The organism is Achromobacter sp. D10 (assembly GCF_035282245.1).
GTDB lineage: Bacteria > Pseudomonadota > Gammaproteobacteria > Burkholderiales > Burkholderiaceae_B > Achromobacter > Achromobacter insolitus.
Window position 1 is genome coordinate 340,779 of record NZ_JAYJLE010000003.1, and the last position, 24,872, is coordinate 365,650.

The following is a 24,872-nucleotide window of genomic DNA, read 5'->3' on the forward strand; positions in this document are numbered from 1 at the left end:
CATGCGCCTAGCGTTCGGGATAAATCGGGGACGCAACATTTTCACCACATCTGTATCGACGCGGCGAGGGGATTCCCATGGCGCGGATTGTGCGTTTGCGAACTTCTGCAATAATTTCTGACGTTCGTTCGTCCTCTGGAAATGGGCCGGACGGAGCGTTTCGGGAGGCGCATGGGTCCAGAGGTGTGGTTTCGATCGGCAGGCCGACGCTTGCGCACGTCGCAGGGCGAGGTTCCCGTGGGTGACGGCGAAAGCCTGGTGGGCGCGCGCATTCGCCGGCCGCGCCGCTATTCCATGCGCGCGGGCCTGCTGACCCTGGTCTTCGCCTGTATCACGCCGGCGCTGGTCATGGCGTCCGTGGCGGTATACGAAAGCTATGTCATCCAGAAAGAGCGGATTTTCCGCGATACGATTTTCCTGGCGCGCAACCTTACCGCCATCCTCGACCGCGAACTGACCGGCGTCGAGGCCGGCTTGCAGATGCTGGCGTCGTCGCCGGACCTGGTGGCGGGCGATCTGGCCGGTTTTCATCGGCGGGCACGTGAATCCGTGCGCTTCCAGATCATAGACAGCTACGTCCTGACCGATAAGGCTGGCCGCCAGCTCATCAACACGTCCGTGCCTTTTGGCAATCCGCTGCCGACCACCGGCGCCTCCATTGAGCTTGCCCAGGTGTTCCAGACCCGCGCGGCGGTGTTGACGGGTCTCTTCACGAGCAAGGTCAATCAAGGTCCCCTGATTGCGCTTGGCGTGCCGGTGTTGCGCAACGGCGAGGTTGCCTACAGCCTTAATGTCGGCATCCTGCCCGAGCGCATCGGCAACCTGCTGGGCAGGCGGGCTTTGCCGGACGGTTGGGTGGCCGCCGTGCTGGACGATAGCGGCACGATTCTCGCGCGCACGCGCGACACGGCTAAGTTCGTGGGCCAGAAGGCCGTTCCCGAACTGGCGCGCGCCGTGCAGCAGGAAAGCGAAGGCTCGCTGGAAACCGTCACCAAGGAAGGCACGCCCGTCTATACCGCGTTCAGCCGTTCGTCGCTGTCGGGTTGGACCGTCGCGGCCGGCGCGCCGATGAGTCTGCTGACCACGGACCTCTACCGCTCCATCGCGTGGATCGCCCTGGGCACTTTGGTGGCATTCGGCTTGGGCTTGCTGTTGGCTCTGCGGCTCGCCAGCCGCTTGACCTCATCGGTGCAGAGCCTGGTCGAGCCCGCGCTGGCGCTAGGCAAGGGGCATGCGGTCACGGTGCCGGGCACGCGCATCAAGGAAGTCGCGGAAGTGGGCGGAGCCTTGGTGCAGGCGTCCCGCATGCTGACGCATGCCCAACACCTGGCGCATTACGATCCGCTGACCGGCCTGTGCAATCGGGTGCTGTTCAACGAACTGGTATTGCGCGAACTGGCGGTGGCGCAGCGCAGCGGGGAATCCTTCGCGATTCTGGCCATCGATCTGGATGGTTTCAAGGCGGTCAATGACTTGCATGGCCATGCGGCCGGCGATGCGGTGCTACAGGAGGCGGCAGAGCGCATGGCCGATGCGATCCGCGTATCGGACGCGGCGGCGCGGCTGGGCGGCGATGAATTCGCCGTGCTGCTGCTGGGCGCGGACAAGGAGAATGCGCGGCGTGTGGCCCAGGCATTGGTCGAGAGTCTGTCCATGCCGTATCCCGACATTAGCGTCGCCGTATCCGCCAGCGTGGGGATCGCCGTCTATCCGCAATCCGGCGTGGCCGTGCGCGAATTGCTGGAGCGCGCCGACATGGCGCTGTACAAGGCGAAAGGGCAGGGCAAGCGGCGGGTGGAGGTGGACCAGTGATCGCGTCCGGCCGCCGGCGACGCGTCATCAGATATCGTGGCGCGGCGGTGTCAGGGCGGTAAGGACCTCGCCCGATTTCAATCGATACCGGTTCCGATCCAGCGGCAACACCCGCTCCCCCTCCGTCGTCCGGAGTATGTAGCGCGCCGCGTCAGGCCGGGCCGCGTCAGGCCGGGCCGCGTCAGGCCGCGCCGCGTCAGGCCGGGCCGTGTCAGGCCGCGCCGCGGTCCCGCCCGGCTCCCCCGCTCGCAGAAACACTTCAATCCGGTAAAGCCGGCCCGATTCCGTGCTGGCAAGCACGTCGCTCAATCTGCGTATGGATATGGTCATACGGCGCTTGCTCCTTCTTTTGTCCTGTTCGGGCGGGCATGTCGGTTTGAGGCGCTGGTTTTCCGCCAGCCGGAGACCGGCCGCGGGGCACGCGGGTTTTCGCTACACTGCCCGGCTTGGCGCCCTACAGCGGGCAATCGGAATCGGTAATGCAACTCTCCCTGAGCCGGAACACGGCGACTTCACTGGGCTTGCTGGCGGTGCTGTTATGGGGCACCGTGGTCGGCCTGATCCGCAGCGTCAGCGAAAGCTTCGGTCCCATTGGCGGCGCCGCGCTCATTTACACGACCGGCTCCGCATTCCTGGTGCTGCTGCTGGGCTTTCCAAAGCTGCGGACCTTTCCACGCTCGTATCTCATCGTTGGCAGCCTGCTCTTCGTCGCGTACGAGATCTGCCTGTCGCTCTCGCTGGGATTCGCGGCCAACCGCGGGCAGGCGATCGAACTGGGTATCGTCAACTATCTCTGGCCCTGTTTTACAGTGATCCTCGCCATGCTCATCAATGGCCAGCGGGCCAGCGCATGGGTGGTGCCCGGCATCTTGCTGTCCTTGGCCGGCATCGTCTGGGTCCTGGGTGGCTCCGGCGGGCTTTCCTGGGATCGCACCATTGCCAACGTCTCCAGCAATCCCCTCAGTTATGGGTTGGCCTTCAGCGGCGCCATCATCTGGGCCGTGTATTGCAACGTGACCACGCGATTCGCCGACGGCAAGAACGGCGTCGCCCTGTTCTTCATGCTGACGGCAGCGGCCCTCTGGATCAAGTACTTGGTGGGTGCCGAGCCTGCCTTGACCTTCACCTGGCCGGCCACGCTGGAATTGGCGGTGACGGGTGGCGCCATGGCGGCAGGCTATGCGCTATGGAATCTGGGGATACTCAAAGGCAACCTGACCTTGCTGGCCACGGCCTCCTACTTCACTCCCGTGTTCTCGACGTTCTTCGCGGCCGTGTGGCTCTCCACCCGGTTGACTGCCTCGTTCTGGCAGGGCGTGGCCATGGTGACCGCCGGGTCGCTGCTGTGCTGGGCGGCGACCCGCGGCAAGGCCGCCCGGGGCGCGTAGCCCCAGGCGCGAGTGTCGCGACTATGGAATTATTCGATCAACACGGTCTGCGCAACCGCGTATCCGAGCGGAATCAACAAGAGTGAAGCGAACAGGGAACTGACTATCGCCGCCGAGATTTTCAGCCAGGGTTCGGACCCTGCGCTTTGAACCGTTTGAATCACCAACGCGACGATACCCACAACCATCAAACAGCTCATAACCACTGCTACATAAGTCATGTTGTCTCCGTCCTCGCCTGATTAAAGGGATGCGGCTGCCGCTGAGCGGTCTAGATGTTTGTATTGATTGTGCGCCTGTATTCGGGCAATAGGCCCTAGGGTTTTCCTGACGCGATGCGCGGTTTGTGGCGTATTTGCCTCGGGGCGTGCAGCATGAATTCATGTGCGGGCGCAGCATTTCCGCCCATGTCCGTGGCGGCGTGTCCGCGCCGGGCATCTTGCGCTACGATGGCGGCGTCGAATCACGATAAAGGCCGCCACATGCCGCAACTGCGCCCAGGCACGCGCGCCACGTTGCAAGTCAGGCAGTTGATGCCGGGGGAGTTCGCCTGGATCATCACCCTGTTTGACCCCGAAACCGGCAATGTGCGCAGCACCAATTATTCGGCCAGGCGTTACGCCAGCCAGGACGAAGCGTCCGCGGCGGGAAAGGCCGCCGTCGTCGAATTCCTGGGAGCCGACAGTCAAAAATCCGGCGAACAGCTCAAGGACGCCAAGAGCAAATCCTGATCAAGGCCTGTGCGATCTTGCTCGCCGCCCGCACGAAAGCCCTCGCAAGAGGGCTTTTTTGTTGCTGCCGGCATGGCCCGGGAATGCGGTTTGCTGAGAGGGCTGGCGGCGCGCTAGGCGCCGCTTGAGGAGACCACACTATGTCCCAGTCCATGCATCGGGAACCTGGCGGGGGCGACGAGCCTGCGCCCGATGATCCCGCCTTTCCCAATAATCCGCCCCCGGACGATCCGCCGCTGGATCCGAAGCGCCCGCGTAACGATCCCGATGTCATCGATCCCGTGGCGCCGCCGCCGCCGGACCCTCGGGCGCCCGGCACGATTGATCTGGCCTGAATGCTGCGCCCAGCGCGCAGGACATTATTCAAGGAGGTTTTATGCGTTCCATTTTGTTGTGGCTGCTTGGCGTGCCCATTCCCATCATCATTTTGCTGGCGCTTTTCTGGCATTGATCCGCGAGGCTTTCCTGCCGCGGCGGCGCGTTTGCGCGGCTGCGTTGAATCATGAACAAGGAACAAATCCATGGAAAACCCATCTTCATTGAGTCAGCCATATATGGGCGGAGTGCCTCCCCGGGAGTCCGCCATTTCTGCCGTGTCCTGGGCCGCCGTCATCGCCGGCGCTGTCATCGCCGCAGCGCTTTCCCTGGCGTTGTTCGCTGGCGGGACGGGCTTGGGCTTTCTTTCGATCTCGCCGTGGAGCGGCGAGGGAGCTACGGCGCCAGCGATAGGCATCGGTCTCATCGTCTGGATGTTGGCAACGCAGATCGTCGCCTACGGTATCGGAGGCTATGTCGCGGGGCGGCTGCGCACCAAATGGGTCGACGTGCATTCGGACGAGGTCTATTTCCGCGACACGGCGCACGGGTTCCTCGTATGGGCATTGAGCGCGGTTGTCAGCGCCGTGTTGCTGGGGGCGTCCATTGCTACCGTGGCATCCGGTGTGGCCCGGGCGGGAGCCTCCATGGCGGCAGGGGCCGGCACGGCCGCCACGGCAGCGGCTGCTGCGGGCGGAGGCGACGCAATGGCGCAGGTCCAAGGCTATTTCTCCGATGCGCTGCTGCGTTCGGAACGGCCTGATGCAGTGTCCGACCGCAACGGCGCGAGGGAAGAAGTGGGCCGCATCGTGGCGATGAGCGTGGCGCGCGGCTCCATGACGGGCGAGGATCGCGACTACGTCGTGAAAGTCGTGGCGGCACAGACCGGCATGGATCCCGCGGCGGCGCAACGCCGAGTCGAGCAGGCGGTGCAGAACGTGAAGCAGGCCGCGGACGATGCCAAGCAAAAGGCCAAGGAAGCGGCGGACCAGGCGCGCAAGGCCGCGGCTGCATTCGCGCTGTGGGGTTTTGCTTCGATGCTGATAGGCGCCTTTGTGGCCAGCCTGGCGGCAACTTGGGGCGGCAGGCGCCGCGACGCGGTACGCCTGCCCTGAGGCGCCCCCCCTGAGCGCAACCCAAGCTGCAATGCAAAAGGCCCTCGCCGAAGCGAGGGCCTTTCTTGATTCTGGTGGCGCATCCCTGATTCGAACAGGGGACCTGCGGATTATGATTCCGTCGCTCTAACCGGCTGAGCTAATGCGCCATTTCGTTTGATCCCTGCGGCCGGTCTTGCGCGGTACTTTTTACGCAGAGCCGTTTGTTCAGCAGAAGGTGATCAACGAAGAACGAAATTCTAGCACGGTTTTTTTGGCGTTTGCAAGCGGTCTGCCATCAAATATTCAAAGAATTCTTCAGGCGTCCCGCGCCAGCCGAATGCCCGAGAACTGCCAGCGGGCCTCGGGCGGGAAAAAGTTGCGGTAGCTGGGCCGGATATGGTCCCGGGGCGTAACGCAGGATCCGCCTCGCAGCACGTACTGACCGCACATGAACTTGCCGTTGTATTCCCCAACGGCGCCACTGTCGGGCTTGAAGCCGGGATAGGCGTCGTAGGCGCTGCTGGTCCATTCCCACGCGTCTCCAAACAGTTGCACGGGGCCCCCGGAGCCGTTGCGCGTAGGGGCGGGGCGTGTGTCCAGGTGGCCGTTTTCCAGCATGTTGGCGCGCCCCGTCAGCGCGCCTTCGGGCAATTGGCGGGCGGCATGCTCCCATTCGGCTTCGCGCGGCAACCGCACGCGGGCCCAGCGCGCGTAGGCATCGGCCTCGAAGTAGCTCACGTGCGTCACCGGCGCCTGCAGTTCCAGTTCCTGCATGCCGCGCAGCGTGAAGATGCGCCAATCGTCGCGCTGCCCTTCCCAGTAGAGAGGCGCGCGCCAACCTTCGGCGCAGACTCGGTCCCAGCCCAGCGACAACCAAAGCTCGGGCCGCTTGTAGCCGCCATCGCGGATGAAGGCCAGGTACTCGTGCTGGGTCACCAGGCGGTCGGCCAGATGAAAGGGGGCCAGCAGCACATCATGGGCGGGGCCTTCATTATCGAAACCGAAGCCGTGACCGTCATGGCCGATGCGGGTGATGCCGCCTGCGTAGCGAGTCCAGCCCACCGGGGTGGAAGGCGGCAGCGCGGGCGGCCCGGGCGCCACATAGGCAGGCTTGAGCGGATTGGCGGACAGCATGTGCTTCAGGTCGGTGAGGATCAGCTCCTGATGCTGCTGTTCATGGTTCAACCCCAGTTCCAGCAATGCGTCGAACGCGGGGTCGTTGCCGCCCAGGCGCGAGATCAGCTCGTGCATGGCGCTGTCCACGTGCCGGCGATAGTGCTGCACCTCCGCAAGCGCGGGGCGCGACAGCAGGCCGCGACGCGGACGCGGGTGCTTGGCGCCGACGGCGTTGTAGTAGGAGTTGAACAGCATGCGGTACTGCGGATGGAAGACGGAATAGGACGGATGAAAACGCGTCAGCAGGAAGGTCTCGAAGAACCAGGTCGTATGGGCAAGATGCCATTTGACGGGGCTGCAGTCCGGCATGGACTGCACCTGGCAATCTTCGGGACTCAGTGGGGCGGCCAGGGCCGTGCTGGTCGAACGCACGGCATCGTAGCGGTCGTGCTGGCCCGCCTGGCCGGCAGCATAGGGTCCGGTGGCAGGGTGAGTCAGCAGGCACGCAGGTTCCATGGCGATCCTCCAGTGGCGTTAAGGGCGGGTCCGCGTCATGCGCGGGCGCTGAAAATTGAGAACCAGCCGCGGGAATCCGACCAGTGCGCGACGTCGCGGTAGCCAGCGCTTTGCAGCAGGTCGGCAAAGGCTTGCGGAGTGAACTTGTAGGAATTTTCGGTGTGGATGCGTTCGCCAGCGCTGAATGCGCGCGCGCCACCGGGCCACGCCACACGCACCGCGCGTTGCGCTTCCAGATGCATCTCGATGCGCGAGCTGGCGCTGTTGAAGAGCGCAATGTGGCGCCAGTCGTCCACGTCGAAGTCGGCGTCCAGCACGCTGTTTACGTGCCGCAACAGGTTCAGGTTGAAGGCGGCGGTCAGATGCAGCGCGTCGTCGTAGGCGGGTTCCAGGACGTGCTTGGGCTTGACGCGGTCCACGCCCACCAACAGTCCGCCGCCGGCGCATTGTTCACGGATCCGCCGCAGCATGGCGTGCGCGTCCTCGGGACTGAGATTGCCGATGCTGGACCCCGGATAGAAAAACAATCGCTGTTCTGCCGGGATCCCGGCGGGCAGGGCCAGTTCGTGGGTGAAATCCTGTCCGATGGCGGTGATCTGCAAGTCGGGATACGAAAGCTGCAGGCGGCGCACCGCAGCCTGCAGGTAGTCCGCGGAGATGTCGATCGGCACATAGTGGCGAGGCCGCAGGCTGGGAAAGAGGCGTTCGGCCTTGACGCAGTCGCCCGCGCCCAGATCTATCATCGATAGCACCGGTCCGATATGGCGCGCGATGTCGGCGCCGTGGTGCTGGAAGATCTCGGATTCGCAGCGCGTCGGGTAGTACTCCGGCAGCTGGGTGATCGCGGTAAAGAGCGCCGAGCCCAAGGCGTCGTAGAGGAACTTCGGATCGATGTGTGCAGGACGCGCCATCAAGCCTTCGCGCAGTTCGACTTGTTCGGCGCTGGGGGGCTGCGGGTTTTGCGCGATGAACTTCGGCGCGGCGGGGGCAAACAGTGCGGAAGGCGAAACCATGCGTCTGTTCCTTTTTTGCCGGTTGGCGATCCCGCTTGGGAGCATCCCCGGAAGGGAGGGCCTGGCGGGGTGCGCACGGCGTTGGGAGGCTCAGTCCAGGCGGGGTTCTGGCGCATTGCAAAAGCTTATTGTGGCCGCCAGGGCGGGGCCGGTGTCAAGCGCCAAGCTGCTGAATGCAATGGACTTTTACGAATTTGGAACCGGCGGTTGCCATATGGGCGCCAGCGTGGGAGAACAGCCGCCGACACGTTTGCTTGCGCTGAAATATCGGTTTACGGCTGGTTGCCAAAGCTCTGGCGGGGGCGGCCGATGATCGTCACAATGGGGCCTGCAACGCGCAGCCCTGTCTGGGAACACGGCATGCTGCGTTGCGTCAGGCGGCCCGACTCCGCGAGGCCCAACAACGACAAGGAGCGACCATGAACCGAAAGCACCAACGCGCCGAAATGGCCCTGCATCGTGAACGGGTGAGCGACAGTCTCCATGAATTGCTGGCGGGAACCGAAGACCTGCTGCGCTCCACGGCTTCGTACACGGGCTCCGAAATCGAGGCGGCGCGCGCGCGCCTGAAGCGCCAATTGGCCGACGCGCGCGAATCCGCGGGCGATTGGGAGGGCGCGGCGCGCGAACGCGCGCGTCGTGCGACGGCCTATGCCGACGAGTACGTGCATGAGCATGCCTGGAAGTCGGTGGGTGTGGCAGCGCTGGTGGGCGCCGTGCTCGGTTGCCTGCTGGCGTCGGGTGGCCGGCGCTAAGCCGTAATGCCATGAAGCCGCCAGCGGCCGCATGCCGGCTGGAACTGCGGCGGTGGCGGAACGTGCGCGCGCGGCTGGCCAGCGCGCATCGGTGGCTGTTGCCGCTGATGTGCGCGGTCTTGCTGGCGGCGTGCGCCAGCGTTCCCGATGCCGCGGAGCGCCGCGCTCGCGAATCGCAGGCCAGCTTGTCGGCCGATGCGGCGCTCCAGAGCTATCGCCGCGGGCAGGGCATTGCCGCGGATCCGCGGACTCCGAAGGATGACTTTCTTGCACGCCACCTGGCTGTGGAGCAAGCGGTCAGCGGCGCGCCATTGGTGGCGGGCAATCGCGTCAAGCTGCTGGCCGACGGACCCAGCACCTATCGCGCGATGCTGCAGTCCATCGCCCAGGCACGCCGATACGTGCACATGGAAACCTATATCTTCGATGACGATGCAGAGGGGGCGCGCTTTGCCGAAGCGTTGATCGCGGCGCGAAATCGCGGGGTCGAGGTGTCATTGATGGTTGACGCGGTCGGCACGATCAAGACGCCGGATGCCTTGTTCCAGCGCCTGCGCGATGCGGGTGTGCAGGTGGCGATATTCAACCCGGTCAATCCGGCGGGCGCGCGAGCAGGTTGGTCGCCGAACCAGCGCAATCATCGCAAGGTGCTGGTGGTGGACGGCAAGGTGGGATACCTGGGCGGCATCAACGTCAGCAGCGTCTACGAGTCTTCACCAGGGTCAGGGTCAGGGTCGGGCTCCGGCTCCGGTGCGGGAGCGGGAAGCAGCGCCGGCAAGGCCGACGCGCCGGCAGCGGGGGATGCCAAGGCCGCGCCGTGGCGCGATACGCATTTGCGCATCGAAGGGCCTGCGGTCGCGCAGCTGGAGCAGGTCATCCGCTCGGGCTGGGAATCGCAGTCCAAAGAGCCCATCAAGGGAGGAGATTCGCGCGTGTCGCCGTCGGTGGGTGCAACGAGCGTGCGGATCCTCGCAAACCAGCCCGACCGTAGCGACGGCTACACCGTCTACCTGACGCTGATGTCGGCATTTGAAAGCGCGCAGGAGTACATACACATCACCATGGCGTACTTTGTGCCGGATCCGGCCTTCATCGAAGTGCTGACGGATGCGGCGCGGCGCGGGGTCGACGTGGCGCTGGTGTTGCCCGGTTTCAGCGATTCGTCGCTGGTATTCCATGCGGGGCGTTCACATTACACGGACCTTCTGCGCGCGGGCGTGAAAATCTACGAGCGGCGCGATGCGCTGCTGCATGCGAAGACAGCCGTGGTCGATGGTGTGTGGTCCACGGTGGGATCCAGCAATATGGATTGGCGCAGCTTTGCGCTGAACTACGAAATCAATGCCGTGGTGCTGGGGCCAGACTTCGCGGCGGAAATGGAAGCGCTGTTCCAGCGCGACGTTGCCGATTCGGTCGCGATCACGCCCGAAGCCTGGCAGGCCCGGGGCGTGGGAGACCGTTCGATGGAATTCTTCTCGCGCATGTTCGAGCGCTGGTTGTAGCGCCCGGCGTCCATCGGCTCAGACTTGGGCGGCCGCGGGCGTTGCGTGGGCGGCGTGTTCTTGTGCCAAGGCCGTGGTGATGTCGTGGGTCGGTTGGAACGAACTCGCCTGCGCCATCGCCCAGCCCGCACGGAATACCTGGTGGCGGAACTCTCCGCGCAGCAATTCGCCGGGCGCAAGTTCCGGGAACAACGCCGAGAGCAGCCGGATTTCGCTGGGCGAGATACGGCGCGCGATATGGTGCGGGCGCAACTGGCCGGGATGGGTCAAACCGGCTGCCGCCAGCAGTTCCGCCAGCGCATGCAAGGTGTTGTGATGGAAATTGGCCACGCGCTGCGCTTTGTCCGGCACCACCAGCGCGCGCTGCCGCAGCGGATCTTGCGTGGTCACGCCCGTGGGGCACTTGCCGGTGTGGCAGGCCTGGGCCTGGATGCAGCCGATGGCGAACATGAAGCCGCGCGCGGCATTGCACCAGTCCGCGCCCATGGCCATGACGCGCGCCATGTCGAAGGCCGTGATGATCTTGCCGGACGCGCCCAGCTTGATGCGATCACGCAGGTTCACGCCGATCAGGGTGTTGTGGACCAGGCGCAGCGCTTCGCGCAGGGGCGTGCCGACATGGTCCACGAATTCCACGGGCGCGGCGCCCGTGCCGCCTTCTGCTCCGTCTACCACGATGAAGTCCGGAGTGATGCCGGTTTCGAGCATGGCCTTGACGATGGCGAACCACTCCCAGGGATGGCCCACGCAGAACTTGAAGCCCACCGGTTTGCCGCCGGAGAGCTCGCGCAGGCGTGCCACGAACTTCATCAGCCCGATGGGGGAATCGAAGGCGGAGTGAGTGGCCGGCGAGTTGCAGTCTTGCCATGCCACGACGCCCCGCGCTTCGGCGATCTCGGGCGTGACCTTGCCGGCGGGCAGGATGCCGCCGTGGCCGGGCTTGGCGCCTTGGGATAGCTTGATCTCGATCATCTTGACCTGCGGCGTACAGGCATTCTTGATGAAGGCCTCTTCGGAGAATGCGCCTTGTTCGTCACGGCAGCCGAAGTAGCCCGAACCGATGTTCCAGACCAGGCTGCCGCCCGGCTGGCGGTGGTAGCGGCTGATGCCGCCTTCACCGGTGTCATGCGCGAAATTCCCTTGGCGTGCGCCTTCGTTCAGGGCCAGGACGGCATTGGCCGACAGCGCGCCAAAGCTCATCGCCGACACGTTGAAAACCGACATGGAATAAGGCTGCTTGCAATCGGGGCCACCCACCGTGACGCGGAAGTCGGTGTCGGCAATCTGCGATGGCGACATGGAATGGTTGATCCATTCGTAGCGGTCGCCGTAGACGTCTTCCTGGGTGCCGAAGGGGCGTTTATCGATTTCGCGCTTGGCGCGCTGATAGACGATGGAGCGCTGCGCGCGCGAGAACGGCGCGGCCTGCGTGTCGTCTTCAAGGAAGTACTGGCGGATCTCGGGCCGGATGAATTCGAACAGGAAGCGCAGGTTGCCCAGGACCGGATAGTTGCGCCGGATGGCGTGCCGGGTCTGGATCAGGTCATAGAGGCCGAGCGCCGCCAGCATCGTCAGCGGCACGGCCAGCCAAAGCCACCAGGGCGAGCTGGACGCTGCCAGGGCGGCGGTGACCGCGGCGCCGATCAGGGTCAATAAAAAGGCCGTGTAGCGGCCGAAAATCCAGCTCATGTCCATCTCCGTATTTCGGGATGGAGCAACCATACACCAGGAGTAGTCCCGCCGCGCCGCGGGACGGTCCTGGAATTCTGTTTCTCAGCAGCTGGACGCCGTCGGGGTTTTTTCGACCGCCAGGCCGAACGCGGGACGCAGGCGCACGCCCAAGGCGCTGCCGGCAAAGGCGGCGGGCAGCCACAGCCAGGCGTGCAGGCTGCCGGACAGGATGCCGCTGAAGTAGGCGCCGATGTTGCAGCCGAAAGCCAGGCGCGAACCGTAGCCCAGCAGCAGCCCGCCGATGATCGCACCGGCCAGCGAACGGGCAGGCACCTTCCATACCGGCGCAAATTTGCCGGCCGCGCTGGCGGCGGCAAGCGCGCCCAGCATCAGGCCGATGTCCATGACGGTGGTGACGTCCTGGCGCAAGGGCGCGGCCAGCGACGGTTGCTTGGCCCAGTAGGCCCAGGTAGCCACGTCGCCGCCCATGGCGTCCAGGGTCTTGGCGCCCCACAACGCGAAGGCCGACGTGATGCCCCAGGGGCGGCCGGCCAGGGCTAGCGTGGCGAAGTTCAGCACCACCAGCGCCACGCCGCCCCAGATCAGCGGCCAGGGGCCTTGCAGCAGGGAAACTGGCCGCGCGGTGCGCGAGGCGAACGAAATCACGTGGCCGTGGCGGCGCTTTTCCAGAGCGGTGGCCGCCCAGGCGATCAGGGCGAACACCGCCAGGTTTGCGATCAGCGCGGGAGCCAGGCCCCAGGTCTTGATCAACGAGGTCGGAGCCAGCGCCGGCAGGTTCGACCACCAGCCGAAGTTAGCGGTTGCGATGACCGACCCAACGATGAAGAACAGCAGCGTGACCACCATGCGGGTGTTGCCGCCGCCGACCGCAAACAGCGTGCCCGAGGCGCAGCCGCCGCCCAGCTGCATGCCGATGCCGAACAGGAAGGCGCCCAGCAAGACCGAGATGCCCGGGGGCGACACGAAGCCGCTGACCGGCTGGCCGAACAGGGTGCCTGCCGCAAGGAAGGGGAAAAACAGCAGCACGCCCGCGGCCAGCATCAGCATCTGTGCGCGCAGCCCGGCGCCGCGGCGGTCGGACACGAAGACGCGCCAGGCCTGCGTGAAGCCGAAAGAGGCGTGATAGAGGGTCACGCCCAGCAGGGCGCCCACCACCCACAGCGCGCCCTGGCGCCAGCCGACGGTCTGGTGCAGATACAGCGTGCCGGCCAATACCAGCAGCAAGGCGATCCAGAGCGGCTTGCGGTTGATCTGGATGGGCGGCAGGGCGGAAGACGGCAGGGGGAAAGTCGTGGCGTTGGTGCTCATGGGCGAGTCCCGGGATCTGATGCGTAAGAAAGCAAAACGGGCGCGCGCAGGCACCCGTGGGATGTTGAAAGTCTAAAGTGGCGGATGCCTGACTCAAACCATCAATTAATGTCTTTTAAATAACTAAAAGTAATATTGAGCTGGCCCGACGGGCTACTGGAGTCGCCACGCCAGTGCGGCCAATGTCAGCAATAGCACCGGCAGCGTCAGTACGATACCGACTTTGAAGTAGTAGCCCCAGGTGATGCGCAGACCCTTGCGCGCCAGCACGTGCAGCCACAGCAACGTCGCCAGGCTGCCGATCGGCGTGATCTTGGGGCCAAGATCGCTGCCGATGATGTTGGCGTAGATCATCGCGTCTTTCACCGCTCCGGTGGCACTGGTGTCCGCGATCGACAGCGCGCCCACCAGCACTGTTGGCAGGTTGTTCATGATGGATGAAAGGAAGGCGGTGATGATGCCCGTGCCCATCGCCGCGCCCCAGACGCCATATTCCGCGCACCGGTCCAGCACTTGCGCCAGATGCGCAGTCAGGCCGGCATTGCGCAGGCCATACACCACCAGGTACATACCCAGCGAAAAGACCACGATGTGCCACGGCGCCTCGCGCATGATGCGCCGCGTGCCCACGATGTGCTGCCTGCCGGCGATCAGCAGCAGGCCCAGCGCGCCGACGGCGGCAATGGCGCTGACGGGGATGCCCATCGGTTCCAGGATGAAAAAGCCCGCCAGCAACAGCCCCAGGACGACCCAACCCGCACGAAAGGTGGTCAGGTCGCGGATGGCGGAGGAGGGCGCGGGCAGTTGGTTCACGTCGTAGCGCGGCGGAATGCTACGGTGGAAAAACAGCAGCAGCACGGCCAGCGTGGATGCAACGGCCATCAGGTTCACCGGCAGCATGATCGACGCGTACTCGCCGAAACCGATGTTGAAAAAGTCGGCCGAGACGATGTTGACAAGGTTGGACACGATCAGCGCGATGCTGCCTGTGTCGGCAATAAAGCCCGCGGCCATCACGAAAGCCAGTGAGGCACCTGGGCCGAAACCCAGCGCCACCAGCATTTCCATGACGATGGGCGTAAGGATCAGCGCCGCGCCGTCGTTGGCGAACAGTGCGGAAACCGCTGCGCCCAGCAGCACGATGAGGACGAACAGCAGGCGGCCCCGACCTCCGCCCCAGCGCGCCACGTGCAAGGCCGACCATTCGAAGAAACCGGCTTCATCCAGGATGAGGCTGGTGACGATGATGGCAATGAAGGTGGCGGTGGCGTTCCAGACTATGCGCCAGACATCCGCGATGTCGGCAAGGTGCACCACGCCCGTGGCCAGCGCCAGGGCTGCGCCCAGCACGGCGCTCCAGCCTATCGACAACCCCCTGGGTTGCCAGATGACCAGCGTAATGGTGATAACGAAAATGGCGGTGGCGAGCAGCATGGCGGGTTGTTTCAGGAAATCGGGTGGGCGCTGATCCAGGCGACCAGCAGGCTGACGGTCAGTACCGATGCTACGGTGGAGACGAGAATGGCGCGCGAGGTCACTCGGGCGTCGCGGCCGTACATTTGCGCCAGCATGAAGGGGCCGGTGCCTATGGGCAGCGCGCTCATCAGCACGGCGGTCCAGGCCCAGACCGGCGGCATGGCGAAGACATAGAACGCTAGCAACGCGGTGACGGCGGGCTGCAGCAGCAGCTTGCCGCTGACCAGGCGCATGACGCCCGGGCCCGAACTGGAGGTTTCCGTCTGCGCCAGGAACAGGCCTATCGTGACCAGCGCGCACGGACTGGCGGAGGCCCCCAGCAAGGCCACGTAGCGGTCCACCCCTTCAGGCAGCGCGAGACCGGTGAAAGCCCAGGCCAGGCCCAGCAGCGGCGCCGCCAAGAGGGGATTGCGCAGCAGCGCGCGTCCGACCTTGTATAGGGTGGAGGGCAGGTTGGGTGTTTGTTGGCGGTCGAATTCGATCAAGGCGATGGCGAAACCGAACAGCACGCTTGCAGTCAGCAGTGTGGTGAACGTGGCGGGCGCCATGCTGTCGGGCCCCAGCAGCGCCAGGCACAGCGGAATGCCCATATAGCCCGCATTGGCGTAGGATGCCGCCAGTCCCTGGATGCTGCGGTCGGTCAGTGCGCCTTGCGTGCGTCGCGCGCCGATGAACGATGCCAGGAACGTGACGGCGATGCCGCCCGCGAAGGCGCCCACGAAGCCCCAGTGCGCCATATGCGCCAGGTCCACCTGCGTCATGGCGCGGAACAGTAGCGCCGGCAGGGACAGGTAGACGACGTAGCGGTTCAACGCATCGGTGGCGCCGGGACCAAGGACGCGCCAGCGGGCGGCGAGCCAACCGGTCAGGATCAGTGCGAAGACCGGCAGGGCGGAGGTAAAGACGGCATTCATGGACGAGGACCTGGAAGGGCGCTCATTCTACTTGGCGGCCGCGCGTCCCGTGCGCGTCACCAGCAAAATCCCGAGCGCGGCCAGGGCCATGCCCGGCCAGGCCAGCGCCGGGATGGCTTCGTCCAGGATGAGCAGGGCAATGATGGCCGTACAGGGCGGAACCAGGAAGAACAGCGCGGACACGCGCGAGGCCTCGCCGTATCGGATCATGGTCAGCAGCAATGTGATGGCCACCAGCGAATTGCCCACTACCAGGTAGGCCAGCGACGCCAGCAGGGGAGCGGTCCATTCGATGTGCATCGGCTCCAGCCAGAATGCCAATGGCGCCGTGGCGATCAGGCCGACCGCGTACTGAACCATATTCGACGTGACGGGGTGCGCCTGCACGCCAAAGCGCTTTTCATACAGTGTGCCGCCGGTGATGCAGAGCAGGGCGCTGATGGCGAACGCCAGGCCCAGCGGAGAAAGCACGTCGATCGAGGCCTTGGCGATGATCACCAGTGCGGCGCCCGACACGCCCAGGCCCAGGCCCGCCCAGCGGCGGGCGTCGACCTTCTCATGCGCGATCGCCGGAGCAAGCAGGCCGATCAGGATGGGCTGCAGCGACGTGATCAACGCCAGGGCGCCGGCCGACATGCCCTGCTTGAGCGACAGATAGGTAAAGCAGAAGTAGCCTGCCTGCAACAGCAGCCCGACCATCGCCAGATGGCCCCACGCGCTGGCGCCGCGCGGCAGCGGCGGGCGCAGGACCAGCAGGAAAGGCATAAGAATCAGCACCACGCAGGCGTAGCGCAATGCCAGGAACGTCATGGGATCGGCATAGGCCAGACCCACTTTGAGCACGACGAAACCGCTGGACCAGAGAAGCAGGAAGAGCGCGGGCGCGGCTTTCAGCCAGGCGGGGGGAGCGGCAGGCGGCATGTGGCGGAACCTGGACGACGTGGGCAAGCCGCGATCGTACCCCCTTTTGGCCATGGTTCATCCCTGCCAAAATGCGGCGTAGGATTCTTTTATTCATTTGCTGCACGCGAGGGATGGACATGTCGACCAACAAACAAGCTACGGTGCGTATCGCCCTGGGAACCTGGGACCGCTTGCGCGACGACGCGTATTCGGTGCGCCACGAGGTGTTCGTCGTCGAACAGAAAGTGCCGCCGGAGGTGGAGCTGGACGACGATGACGCCGTGTCCGTGCATGCCGTGGCCTATGGCCCGGATGGCACGCCAATGGGTACCGGCCGGCTCTTGCCCGACGGCCACATCGGTCGCATGGCAGTCCATAAGAGGGCGCGCGGAATGGGAGTGGGCGGGCAGTTGCTGGACGCCCTGATCGAGCAAGGCCATGGCGACGGCCATCGCATGCTGGTGCTGCATGCGCAGACGCACGCGGCGGGCTTCTACCAGGCGCACGGTTTTAGCGTGGAAGGCGAGGAATTCATCGAAGCCGGCATTCCGCACGTCGTCATGACGCGCGTGCTGAAGTAGGGAGGGGCTTGCCCCGGCTCAGCGATATGCGGGCCGGGCACCACAAATCGGCTGCGCAGTACACCCTTGCGAGGTTGATCGCGCCGCAGTTGGCCGAACGTGCATCTGGCCGAACGTGCATCTGGTCGCACATGCGTTTGTGCCGCGCAAAGAAAAAACCCCGGACGCTTACACGTTCGGGGTTTTTTTGGCGCATCACGCAGGTACCTCGTGATGTAATAATTGGTGCCCAGGAGAGGACTCGAACCTCCACACCTTGCGGCACATGGACCTGAACCATGCGCGTCTACCAATTCCGCCACCTGGGCGCTGTTGCTTCACTTGTCGCTTCGCTTTCGCGTTGTTTCTTGTTCAGCAGCAGAGGAATGAGATTATGCACACTTTTTTAGAAGTGTGCAAGTCGTGCGGCTTTTTTTTCATATTTTTTGCAGTCGGGCCGCTTGCGAACTTTCGATATAGTGTCGCCCCATGTCCCGCGCCCTCTGCACGCATTGCCTGCGTCCCCGATCGCACTGCTTGTGCGCCCTGATTCCTTCGCTTTCCTGCCGCACTCAAGTGGTCGTCTTGCAGCATCCGAGCGAGGCGCGCCACGCCTTGAACACGGCGCGATTGGCCGTCCTGGGCCTGGAGGGCGCGCGACGCGTGGTGGGCGAGTATTTTTCGCAAGAGGATTGGGCCTTGCCAGGTCACCTGCCTCGCTTGTTGTTTCCCGGCGAGGGCGCAGAGGTTCTGATGCCTGGTTACGGGCGGGATCTGGACGAGCCCATCCGATTGATCGTGCCTGACGGCACCTGGGGGCATGCGCGCAAGCTGCTGCATATAAACCCCGGGCTGGCCGCGTTGCCGCGCGTGATGTTGCCGGCGGGATTGTCCACGCGTTACCGGGTTCGTCATGCCGATGTGCCCGGAGCGCTGTCCACGATAGAGGCCGTGACGCATGCCTTGAACGCCATCGAGGCGCCGATGAATTTCGATGCCCTGTTGCGGCCTTTCGAGGCATTGATCGATGGGCAGATCGAAGGCATGGGCGCCGATCTTTACGCGCGGCACCATTTGAATCGGAAGGTGCCGTGGCGCTAAAGGGTAGGGCGGGCGCGGGCAAGGCGTGCGGATGCAAGAGGAGTCCGCGGATCCGCAAAGCAAAAGCCCCGGAAATCTTGCGATTTCCAGGGCTTTTTAGCCTTTGTCATCAAGACTGGCTTGCCTGGTCTTGATCGAAAATTCCGTGGTGCCCAGGAGAGGACTCGAACCTCCACACCTTGCGGCACATGGACCTGAACCATGCGCGTCTACCAATTCCGCCACCTGGGCACTGAGAGATACTGTCAGAACTATGTGATACGCTGCGGCTCTAGTTGCATCGCTTCAGTTAAAACACATTAACTAAAACATGCGTCTAAAGTGCAGTTGGTTCTACAATAAGGTTTTAAGCAACTTTGATTTCAACTTTGCTTTCAAACCCCGGCCAAGTTTTTAAGTTCCAAGTTTTTTAACTTTAAACTTAACAACCGAGCCTTTCTGACCATTTTCTGCTTCAGTGTTCAGCCTTGGGCGAACCACAGAAGCTGCGCATTATATACGGAAATTTTAGCTTTGGCAAAACGATCGAATAACGAATCGAATAACAACAGATCAACACCCTTGCCCGAAGCGCCGCCGGACTTCGATCCCGATGTCCCGTCTCGTGAAGCCATCCTGAAAGCGCTGCGCGCCGCCGGCTCGCCGCTGTCTCCGGTGGAACTGGCCGAACGCATGGGCGTCGAGCGCGCCGCGACGATGGTGGGGTTTGAACGCCGCCTGGGCGCCATGGAGCGCGACGGGCAATTGATGCCCAATCGCAAGGGCGTGCTGCTGCTGGCCACCAAACTGGACTTCATCGCCGGCAAGGTGCTGGGGCACCGCGACGGCTTCGGCTTTCTGCTGCGCGATGACGGCGGGCCCGATCTGTTCCTGTCGCCTCGCGAAATGCTCAAGGTGCTGCATGGCGACCGCGTGCTGGTCAAACCCTCCGGCGAATACCGCGGCAAGCCTGAAGGCACTATCGTCGAGGTCATTGAACGCCGCACCAACAAGCTGGTGGGACGCTTTCTGCACGAGCATGGCCTGTCCATCGTCGTCCCCGAAGACCAGCGCATCAAGCATGACATCCTGATTCCGCCCAGCGACACCAACGGAGCCCAGCATGGGCAGGTGGTCGCTGTTGAAATCATGGAGCAGCCCACGCGCCACACGCAGCCGCTGGGCCGCGTGGCCGAAGTGCTGGGCGAGATCGACGATCCCGGCATGGAAATCGAGATCGCGGTGCGCAAGTTCGACGTGCCGGTCGAGTTTTCGGAAGCTGCGCTCAAGCAGGCCGCGCGCCTGCCGGACGTGGTCCGCAAGGCCGATCTCAAGGATCGCGTGGACCTGCGCGACGTGCCGCTCATCACGATCGACGGCGAAGACGCGCGCGACTTCGACGACGCTGTGTACTGCGAACCCGTCGAGCTGGGCACGGGCCAGCGCAAGCGTCCGGGCTGGCGCCTGCTGGTGGCCATCGCCGACGTTAGCCATTATGTGCGTCCGGGCGATGCGCTGGATGATGACGCGATCGAACGCGGCACCAGCGTCTACTTTCCGCGCCGCGTCATTCCGATGCTGCCGGAATCGTTGTCCAACGGGCTGTGTTCGCTCAACCCGGACGTCGACCGCCTGGTGCTGGTCTGCGACATGGTCATCCCGGCCAGCGGCGCCAAGGCGGGAACGGTCACGGCTTACCAGTTCTACAACGCGGTCATGCACTCGCATGCGCGCACCACCTACACCAACATCTGGGCCGCGCTGCAGCAGCCCGGCGGTCCAGCCGCGCACGCCATGCGCAGCGTCATGCCGCAGGTCCAGCATCTGTATGAGCTCTACCAATTGCTGGCGCAAGGGCGCAAGAAGCGTGGCGCCATCGACTTCGACACCGTCGAGACCAAGATCGTCTGCAACGAACTCGGCCGTATCGAGCAAATCGTGCCATCGGTTCGCAACGATGCGCATAAGCTGATCGAGGAATGCATGCTGGCCGCCAATACCTGCGCGGCCGACTTCATGACCCGCAGCAAGCATCCTGGCCTGTTCCGCATCCACGAAGGGCCGACGCCCGAACGCCTGCAGTCGCTGCGTGAATTCCTGCGCACCATGGGCCTGTCGCTGGGCGGGGGCGAGACGCCCACGGCCAAGGACTACGGAGACTTCCTGGATTCGGTGCGCGGTCGCCCTGACTACCAGCTGCTGCAGACCATGTGCCTGCGCTCCATGCAGCAGGCAGTCTATAGTCCCGACAACATGGGGCACTTCGGCCTCTCGTATCCCGGCTACAGCCATTTCACGTCGCCCATCCGCCGCTATCCCGACCTGCTGACTCACCGTGTCATCAAGGCATTGCTGGCCGCAGAGCGGTATGTGCCCAGTCTGGAAGACCAGCCGGTGGTCATTGGCCGGACCCAGCGCGAACATGAACACGCCATCTGGGAAAAGCTGGGACTGGTCCTGTCCGCGAGCGAGCGCCGCGCCGACGAGGCCTCGCGCGATGTCGAGGCCTGGCTCAAGTGCTGGTTCGTCAAGGAGCGTGTGGGCGAGGACTTCAGTGGCACGGTGACCGGCGTCGCCAGTTTCGGCATCTTTGTCACGCTGGATACCCTGCACGTCGAAGGGCTGGTGCATGTTTCCGAGCTGGGCGGCGAGTACTTCCAGTTCAACGACGCCTTGCACGAGCTGCGTGGCGAGCGCACCGGCATGCGTTACCGCCTGACCGACAAGGTCCAGGTACAGGTGTCGCGCGTGGATCTGGAGGCGCGCCGCATCGAGTTCCGCCTGGTGCAGGGCACGAGCTTTGACGCCTTGCGCAAGGCGTCGGCCCGGGGGCCCGACGAACCCTCGCGCCGCGTGAAGAAGGCGGCGTCGCCCAAGCCCGCGGCGCTGAAGGGCCAGACGGCCAAGGAACGGCGTGCCGAGGCCAAGAAAGCCAGCAAGCCGCCCAGGGCTCCCAAGAAGGCCCCCAAGCGCGCCGCGCCGGCCAAGAAAGCCACGCACAAGCGCCATTGATACTTCTTTATGGCCACGCCGTCGTTTGGCGGCCTGGCCATAAGGGGTAACATTGCGTCTATGCCCGGCTCGATCCGGTGGCCCGCCCCGCTCTGGGGCGGGTATTCGTTTATCTAAAGGTATTGCATTTATGGCGTCGACCCAAGTCCTGGCCGGGTTTCACGCGGTAGTCGCGCGGCTGCGCCACGCGCCCGACTCAATCAAGGAAATCTATGTAGAGGCGTCGCGCCGCGACAAGCGGATGCAGGCGTTTATCGAGCAGGCCGAGAAAGCGGGCTGCCGCCTGCATCCGGTTCCGATGGAACGCCTGGACGGCCTGTCCCGCGGCACCCGCCATCAGGGAGTGGTGGCGCTGGCCGAAGAGCGCCAGCTGGCGGTGGACGTGGACGAGGTGCTCGACGTCATTGAAGGGCCGCCGTTGCTCTTGATCCTGGACGGCGTGACCGACCCGCACAACCTGGGCGCTTGCCTGCGCACCGCGGACGCCGCGGGCGTGCATGCCGTCATCGCCCCGCGGGATCGGGCCGTCGGCCTGAATGCGACCGTGCAACGCGTCGCCTGCGGCGCGGCCGATACGGTTCCCTATCTGATGGTGACCAACCTGGCTCGCACCATGCGCAGCCTGAAGGACCGCGGCGTCTGGCTGGTGGGCACCGATGACCAGGCGGCGGACAGCATGCACCAGATCGATGCCCGCCAGCCCATGGCCTGGGTCATGGGGGCGGAAGGCGAGGGCATGCGTCGCCTGACACGGGAAACCTGCGATCAGTTGGTGAACATTCCCATGCTGGGTTCGGTGGAAAGCCTGAACGTCAGCGTGGCCAGCGCCGTCTGCCTGTACGAAACCGTGCGCCAACGCCGCGCCTGATATCTCCGCCTTGCCTATTTTGTAGACCCCATCTTTTTCGCGTCAGCTCATCATGCACCAGAACGGCTTTACCACGACGATCCTCCATTCCGACCGCAAGCAATCCGTCGAGCACGGAGCGGTGCACAAGCCCATGCATCCGTCGTCGGAGTTCGCCTACGACGACGCGCGCGAGCTGGCCGCGGTGTTCCAGGGCAAGGCGGGCTTCACCTATGCCCGTCAAGGCACGCCCACTACCACCGCGCTGGAGGCCAAGGTCAACCAGATGGAAGGCGGCAAAGGCACGGTCAGTTTCGCGACCGGCATGGCAGCGCTGGCGGCTATCTTCACCACGTTGCTGCGCCGGGGCGACCATCTGGTGTCCAGCCAGTTCGTCTTTGGCAACACGAACAGCCTTTTGGGAACGCTGCTGGAGCTGGGCGTGGAAATCACCTTCGTGGATTCCACGGATTCGTCGCAAGTGCGCGCGGCGATCCAGCCCAACACCCGCATGGTCTTTACCGAAACCATCGCCAATCCGGGTACGCAAGTCGCCGACCTGGCGGTTATCGGCGAGATCTGCCGCGAGAAAGGGCTGGTCTATGTTGTCGATAACACGCTGACGTCGCCCTGGATGTTCCGTCCTGCCTCGGTCGGCGCGTCGCTGGTCATGAATTCGCTGTCCAAGTACATCGGCGGCCACGGCAATGCGCTGGGCGGAGCGGTGACGGACACCGGCCTGTATGACTGGTCCGCGTACTCCAACATCTACGATGCCTATCGCAAGGGGCCGTCCACCAGCTGGGGTCTTACGCAGATCAAGAAAAAGGGCCTGCGCGACATGGGCGGCACGTTGGCGGCCGAGCCCGCGCACCGTATCGCCGTGGGGGCCGAGACCCTGGCCTTGCGCATGGCCAAGCATTGCGCCAACGCGCTGGCGCTGGCGCGCTTCCTGGAAGAGCACCCGGGCGTGGCCAAGGTGCATTACCCCGGTCTGGCAAGCCATCCGCAGCATGCGCGCGCCGCAGCGCTGTTCGGATCGCGCTTCGGCGGCTTGCTGGGCGTTGAGCTGGCCGATGGCGTGGACTGCTTCGACTTCCTGAACCGCCTGCGCATCGTGCTGATGGCGACCCATCTTGGCGATACCCGCAGCCTGGCGCTGCCCGCCGCCCACACCATCTATTACGAGATGGGCGCCGAGCGGCGCAAGCAGATGGGCATTGCCGACAGCCTCATCCGCGTCTCGGTGGGCATCGAAGATGAGGCCGATTTGCTGTTTGATTTCGATCAGGCGCTCAACGGCTGTCTGCAGGGATAATGCTGCGGCACGCGCGCGACCATCGGGCGTGCGCGCTTGCAACACAATCGGGATAGCGCCCATGCTTATACAGATCGCAGAAGTTTTTACGCCGGAAGAGGCTGCCGAAATCCGGCGACGGCTGGACGCCGCTGATTGGGTCGACGGCAAGGTCACGGCGGGCTATCAATCGGCCGAAGTCAAACGCAATCGCCAATTGCCCGAGCAGCATCCGCTGGCGCAGGAGCTGGGCAACCTGATCCTGCAACGCCTGGCGGGCAACAATCTGTTCATGTCGGCCGCGTTGCCGCGCAAGATCTTCCCGCCTTTGTTCAACCGCTACGAGGGTGGCGAGGCCTTCGGCTATCACGTGGATAACGCCGTGCGCGGCATTACTGGCACCGCCGAACGCGTGCGCACCGACCTGTCGGCCACGCTGTTTTTCTCGGAGCCTGATTCCTACGATGGCGGCGAGCTGGTCATCGACGACACCTATGGTCCGCGCGCGGTGAAGCTGCCGGCTGGGCACATGGTGCTGTATCCGGGCACCAGCCTGCACAAGGTCAATCCGGTGACGCGCGGCGCGCGCGTATCGTCCTTTTTCTGGATGCAGAGCCTGGTGCGCGAAGACAGCCAGCGCGCGCTGCTGCTAGAGATGGATGTGGCCATACAGCGCTTGAATCAGGACGCCGCAGGGCATGCTTCCATCGTGCAGCTCACGGGCGTTTATCACAATTTGCTGCGCCGATGGGCCGATGTCTGACGCAAGTTAAATATCGTGTTCGGGGGTGTCGCACAAACCCCAAAATGCGTGTTTCTGTTTATTGCGAAACGGTCTAAAAGCTAGTATTGACGCGGGTTGTGGTGAGGTTTTCGCTTGACAGCCGCGCTACGCCAAGGCCTAATACACGTCTGCGTCGCTGACGATTTGAAGGCAATTTGCCATTGAATCTAAGCGGCGCAGCAGTTTAAAAGTTGTGCTTCGCAGCGCAAGAAAAAAGTTTATCCACTGTCTGTTCGTCGTTTGTCGGGTCTTGCGTCTTCAGCGGCGTCCAATCATGACGGCCATGAACTGCACTACCGACAGACTCCATACCTTGTGAGGGGTACACCTGAATGAACAAAACCGAACTCATCGATCACATCGCCAGCAAGGCCGACATCTCCAAGGCTGCCGCTGGTCGTTCGCTCGACGCCCTGATCGGTGCCGTGAAGACCACCCTGAAGAAGGGCGGTACGGTTACGTTGGTTGGCTTTGGCACGTTCGCTGTGTCGGCTCGCGCCGCACGCACCGGCCGTAATCCGCGCACCGGCGAAACCATCAAGATCAAGAAGGCCAAGGTGCCGAAGTTCCGTCCGGGCAAGGCCCTGAAGGATGCCGTCAACTAATGGACGGCAGGCAGATCGCAGGCATTCAGACCTGCTGATTTGCCGACAATTGCGCGGTCCGGTATACTCCGGCCCGCGTATTGCTTTTGAGTGCCCCGGTTGGCAGTTGCTTGTACGGATTTTTCGCGAATTTCGTCTTGAGGCTGCAT

Annotated in this window: 22 protein-coding genes and 3 tRNA genes; 14 read left to right on the plus strand and 11 right to left on the minus strand. The window is 64.1% G+C overall.

Features of this window, described 5'->3' with window-relative positions:
• Positions 1–237 precede the first annotated feature (237 nt).
• The gene (locus VCS63_RS11820) at positions 238–1,812 is read left to right on the plus strand and encodes a sensor domain-containing diguanylate cyclase (RefSeq protein ID WP_323879905.1); all 1,575 of its coding nucleotides are present in this window, start codon (positions 238–240) and stop codon (positions 1,810–1,812) included.
• A 479-nt stretch (positions 1,813–2,291) separates the two neighbouring features.
• Positions 2,292–3,200 carry an aromatic amino acid DMT transporter YddG gene (yddG, locus tag VCS63_RS11825; RefSeq protein WP_063961868.1) on the plus strand — a complete coding sequence of 303 codons (909 nt, stop codon included), beginning with the start codon at positions 2,292–2,294 and terminating at the stop codon, positions 3,198–3,200.
• A gap of 29 nt (positions 3,201–3,229) precedes the next feature.
• On the opposite strand, the gene VCS63_RS11830 is transcribed toward yddG, so the two are convergent.
• Positions 3,230–3,421 carry a hypothetical protein gene (locus tag VCS63_RS11830; RefSeq protein ID WP_013392602.1) on the minus strand — a complete coding sequence of 64 codons (192 nt, stop codon included), beginning with the start codon at positions 3,419–3,421 and terminating at the stop codon, positions 3,230–3,232.
• A 261-nt stretch (positions 3,422–3,682) separates the two neighbouring features.
• Between VCS63_RS11830 and VCS63_RS11835 the strand changes: the two genes are divergently transcribed.
• From VCS63_RS11835 to VCS63_RS11845, 3 genes are all read left to right on the plus strand, one after another.
• Positions 3,683–3,931 carry a hypothetical protein gene (locus tag VCS63_RS11835; RefSeq protein ID WP_042796862.1) on the plus strand — a complete coding sequence of 83 codons (249 nt, stop codon included), beginning with the start codon at positions 3,683–3,685 and terminating at the stop codon, positions 3,929–3,931.
• A gap of 140 nt (positions 3,932–4,071) precedes the next feature.
• Positions 4,072–4,266 (plus strand): hypothetical protein, encoded by a 195-nt coding sequence (locus VCS63_RS11840; RefSeq protein ID WP_063641624.1) that lies wholly within the window; start codon positions 4,072–4,074, stop codon positions 4,264–4,266.
• Positions 4,267–4,452: 186 nt separating this feature from the next.
• Positions 4,453–5,361, plus strand: a complete 909-nt coding sequence (locus VCS63_RS11845; protein ID WP_082884682.1) for a hypothetical protein — start codon at positions 4,453–4,455, stop codon at positions 5,359–5,361.
• A gap of 72 nt (positions 5,362–5,433) precedes the next feature.
• On the opposite strand, the gene VCS63_RS11850 is transcribed toward VCS63_RS11845, so the two are convergent.
• From VCS63_RS11850 to egtD, 3 genes are all read right to left on the minus strand, one after another.
• Positions 5,434–5,510 (minus strand) — tRNA-Met (locus VCS63_RS11850).
• Positions 5,511–5,658: 148 nt separating this feature from the next.
• The gene (egtB, locus tag VCS63_RS11855; protein WP_042792693.1) at positions 5,659–6,975 is read right to left on the minus strand and encodes an ergothioneine biosynthesis protein EgtB; all 1,317 of its coding nucleotides are present in this window, start codon (positions 6,973–6,975) and stop codon (positions 5,659–5,661) included.
• A gap of 35 nt (positions 6,976–7,010) precedes the next feature.
• Positions 7,011–7,988: an L-histidine N(alpha)-methyltransferase gene (egtD, locus tag VCS63_RS11860; protein WP_042792694.1), complete on the minus strand. Its 978-nt coding sequence runs from the start codon at positions 7,986–7,988 to the stop codon at positions 7,011–7,013.
• A gap of 419 nt (positions 7,989–8,407) precedes the next feature.
• Here egtD and VCS63_RS11865 point away from each other — a divergent pair, with 419 nt between their 5' ends.
• The gene (locus VCS63_RS11865; protein WP_042792695.1) at positions 8,408–8,743 is read left to right on the plus strand and encodes a DUF883 family protein; all 336 of its coding nucleotides are present in this window, start codon (positions 8,408–8,410) and stop codon (positions 8,741–8,743) included.
• Positions 8,744–8,754: 11 nt separating this feature from the next.
• Entirely contained in the window at positions 8,755–10,245 is a 1,491-nt protein-coding gene (locus tag VCS63_RS11870) for a phospholipase D-like domain-containing protein (protein WP_063641621.1), read from the plus strand.
• Between the two features lie 18 nt (positions 10,246–10,263).
• Here the strand turns inward: VCS63_RS11870 and VCS63_RS11875 are convergent, their stop codons facing one another.
• The 5 genes from VCS63_RS11875 to VCS63_RS11895 all read right to left on the minus strand — a co-directional run bounded on the left by VCS63_RS11875 (position 10,264) and on the right by VCS63_RS11895 (position 16,556).
• Complete coding sequence (locus VCS63_RS11875; RefSeq protein ID WP_042792697.1) at positions 10,264–11,934, minus strand: FMN-binding glutamate synthase family protein; 1,671 nt, start codon at positions 11,932–11,934, stop codon at positions 10,264–10,266.
• A gap of 84 nt (positions 11,935–12,018) precedes the next feature.
• Positions 12,019–13,245 (minus strand): YeeE/YedE family protein, encoded by a 1,227-nt coding sequence (locus VCS63_RS11880; protein ID WP_063641620.1) that lies wholly within the window; start codon positions 13,243–13,245, stop codon positions 12,019–12,021.
• A gap of 153 nt (positions 13,246–13,398) precedes the next feature.
• Entirely contained in the window at positions 13,399–14,679 is a 1,281-nt protein-coding gene (locus VCS63_RS11885; RefSeq protein ID WP_063641619.1) for an arsenic transporter, read from the minus strand.
• Between the two features lie 11 nt (positions 14,680–14,690).
• Positions 14,691–15,635, minus strand: a complete 945-nt coding sequence (locus tag VCS63_RS11890) for an AEC family transporter (RefSeq protein WP_063641618.1) — start codon at positions 15,633–15,635, stop codon at positions 14,691–14,693.
• 27 nt (positions 15,636–15,662) lie between these two features.
• Complete coding sequence (locus VCS63_RS11895; RefSeq protein WP_063641617.1) at positions 15,663–16,556, minus strand: DMT family transporter; 894 nt, start codon at positions 16,554–16,556, stop codon at positions 15,663–15,665.
• A 113-nt stretch (positions 16,557–16,669) separates the two neighbouring features.
• Here VCS63_RS11895 and VCS63_RS11900 point away from each other — a divergent pair, with 113 nt between their 5' ends.
• Complete coding sequence (locus tag VCS63_RS11900; RefSeq protein WP_372341563.1) at positions 16,670–17,119, plus strand: GNAT family N-acetyltransferase; 450 nt, start codon at positions 16,670–16,672, stop codon at positions 17,117–17,119.
• 223 nt (positions 17,120–17,342) lie between these two features.
• On the opposite strand, the gene VCS63_RS11905 is transcribed toward VCS63_RS11900, so the two are convergent.
• Positions 17,343–17,427, minus strand: a tRNA-Leu gene (locus VCS63_RS11905).
• Between the two features lie 160 nt (positions 17,428–17,587).
• Between VCS63_RS11905 and VCS63_RS11910 the strand changes: the two genes are divergently transcribed.
• On the plus strand, positions 17,588–18,199 hold the full coding sequence (locus VCS63_RS11910; protein ID WP_063641616.1) for a tRNA-uridine aminocarboxypropyltransferase: 612 nt from the start codon (positions 17,588–17,590) through the stop codon (positions 18,197–18,199).
• A 146-nt stretch (positions 18,200–18,345) separates the two neighbouring features.
• Here VCS63_RS11910 and VCS63_RS11915 read toward each other — a convergent pair.
• Positions 18,346–18,430 (minus strand) — tRNA-Leu (locus VCS63_RS11915).
• A 282-nt stretch (positions 18,431–18,712) separates the two neighbouring features.
• On the opposite strand from VCS63_RS11915, the gene rnr reads away from it, so the two are divergent.
• The 5 genes from rnr to VCS63_RS11940 all read left to right on the plus strand — a co-directional run bounded on the left by rnr (position 18,713) and on the right by VCS63_RS11940 (position 24,723).
• The gene (gene rnr, locus VCS63_RS11920) at positions 18,713–21,190 is read left to right on the plus strand and encodes a ribonuclease R (RefSeq protein ID WP_063641615.1); all 2,478 of its coding nucleotides are present in this window, start codon (positions 18,713–18,715) and stop codon (positions 21,188–21,190) included.
• A gap of 130 nt (positions 21,191–21,320) precedes the next feature.
• Positions 21,321–22,058: a 23S rRNA (guanosine(2251)-2'-O)-methyltransferase RlmB gene (rlmB, locus tag VCS63_RS11925; RefSeq protein ID WP_042792700.1), complete on the plus strand. Its 738-nt coding sequence runs from the start codon at positions 21,321–21,323 to the stop codon at positions 22,056–22,058.
• Between the two features lie 52 nt (positions 22,059–22,110).
• On the plus strand, positions 22,111–23,355 hold the full coding sequence (locus tag VCS63_RS11930; protein ID WP_042792702.1) for a cystathionine gamma-synthase family protein: 1,245 nt from the start codon (positions 22,111–22,113) through the stop codon (positions 23,353–23,355).
• Positions 23,356–23,416: 61 nt separating this feature from the next.
• Positions 23,417–24,097 carry a Fe2+-dependent dioxygenase gene (locus tag VCS63_RS11935; RefSeq protein ID WP_042792703.1) on the plus strand — a complete coding sequence of 227 codons (681 nt, stop codon included), beginning with the start codon at positions 23,417–23,419 and terminating at the stop codon, positions 24,095–24,097.
• A gap of 353 nt (positions 24,098–24,450) precedes the next feature.
• The gene (locus VCS63_RS11940; RefSeq protein WP_003812968.1) at positions 24,451–24,723 is read left to right on the plus strand and encodes an HU family DNA-binding protein; all 273 of its coding nucleotides are present in this window, start codon (positions 24,451–24,453) and stop codon (positions 24,721–24,723) included.
• The last annotated feature ends 149 nt before the right edge of the window (positions 24,724–24,872 follow it).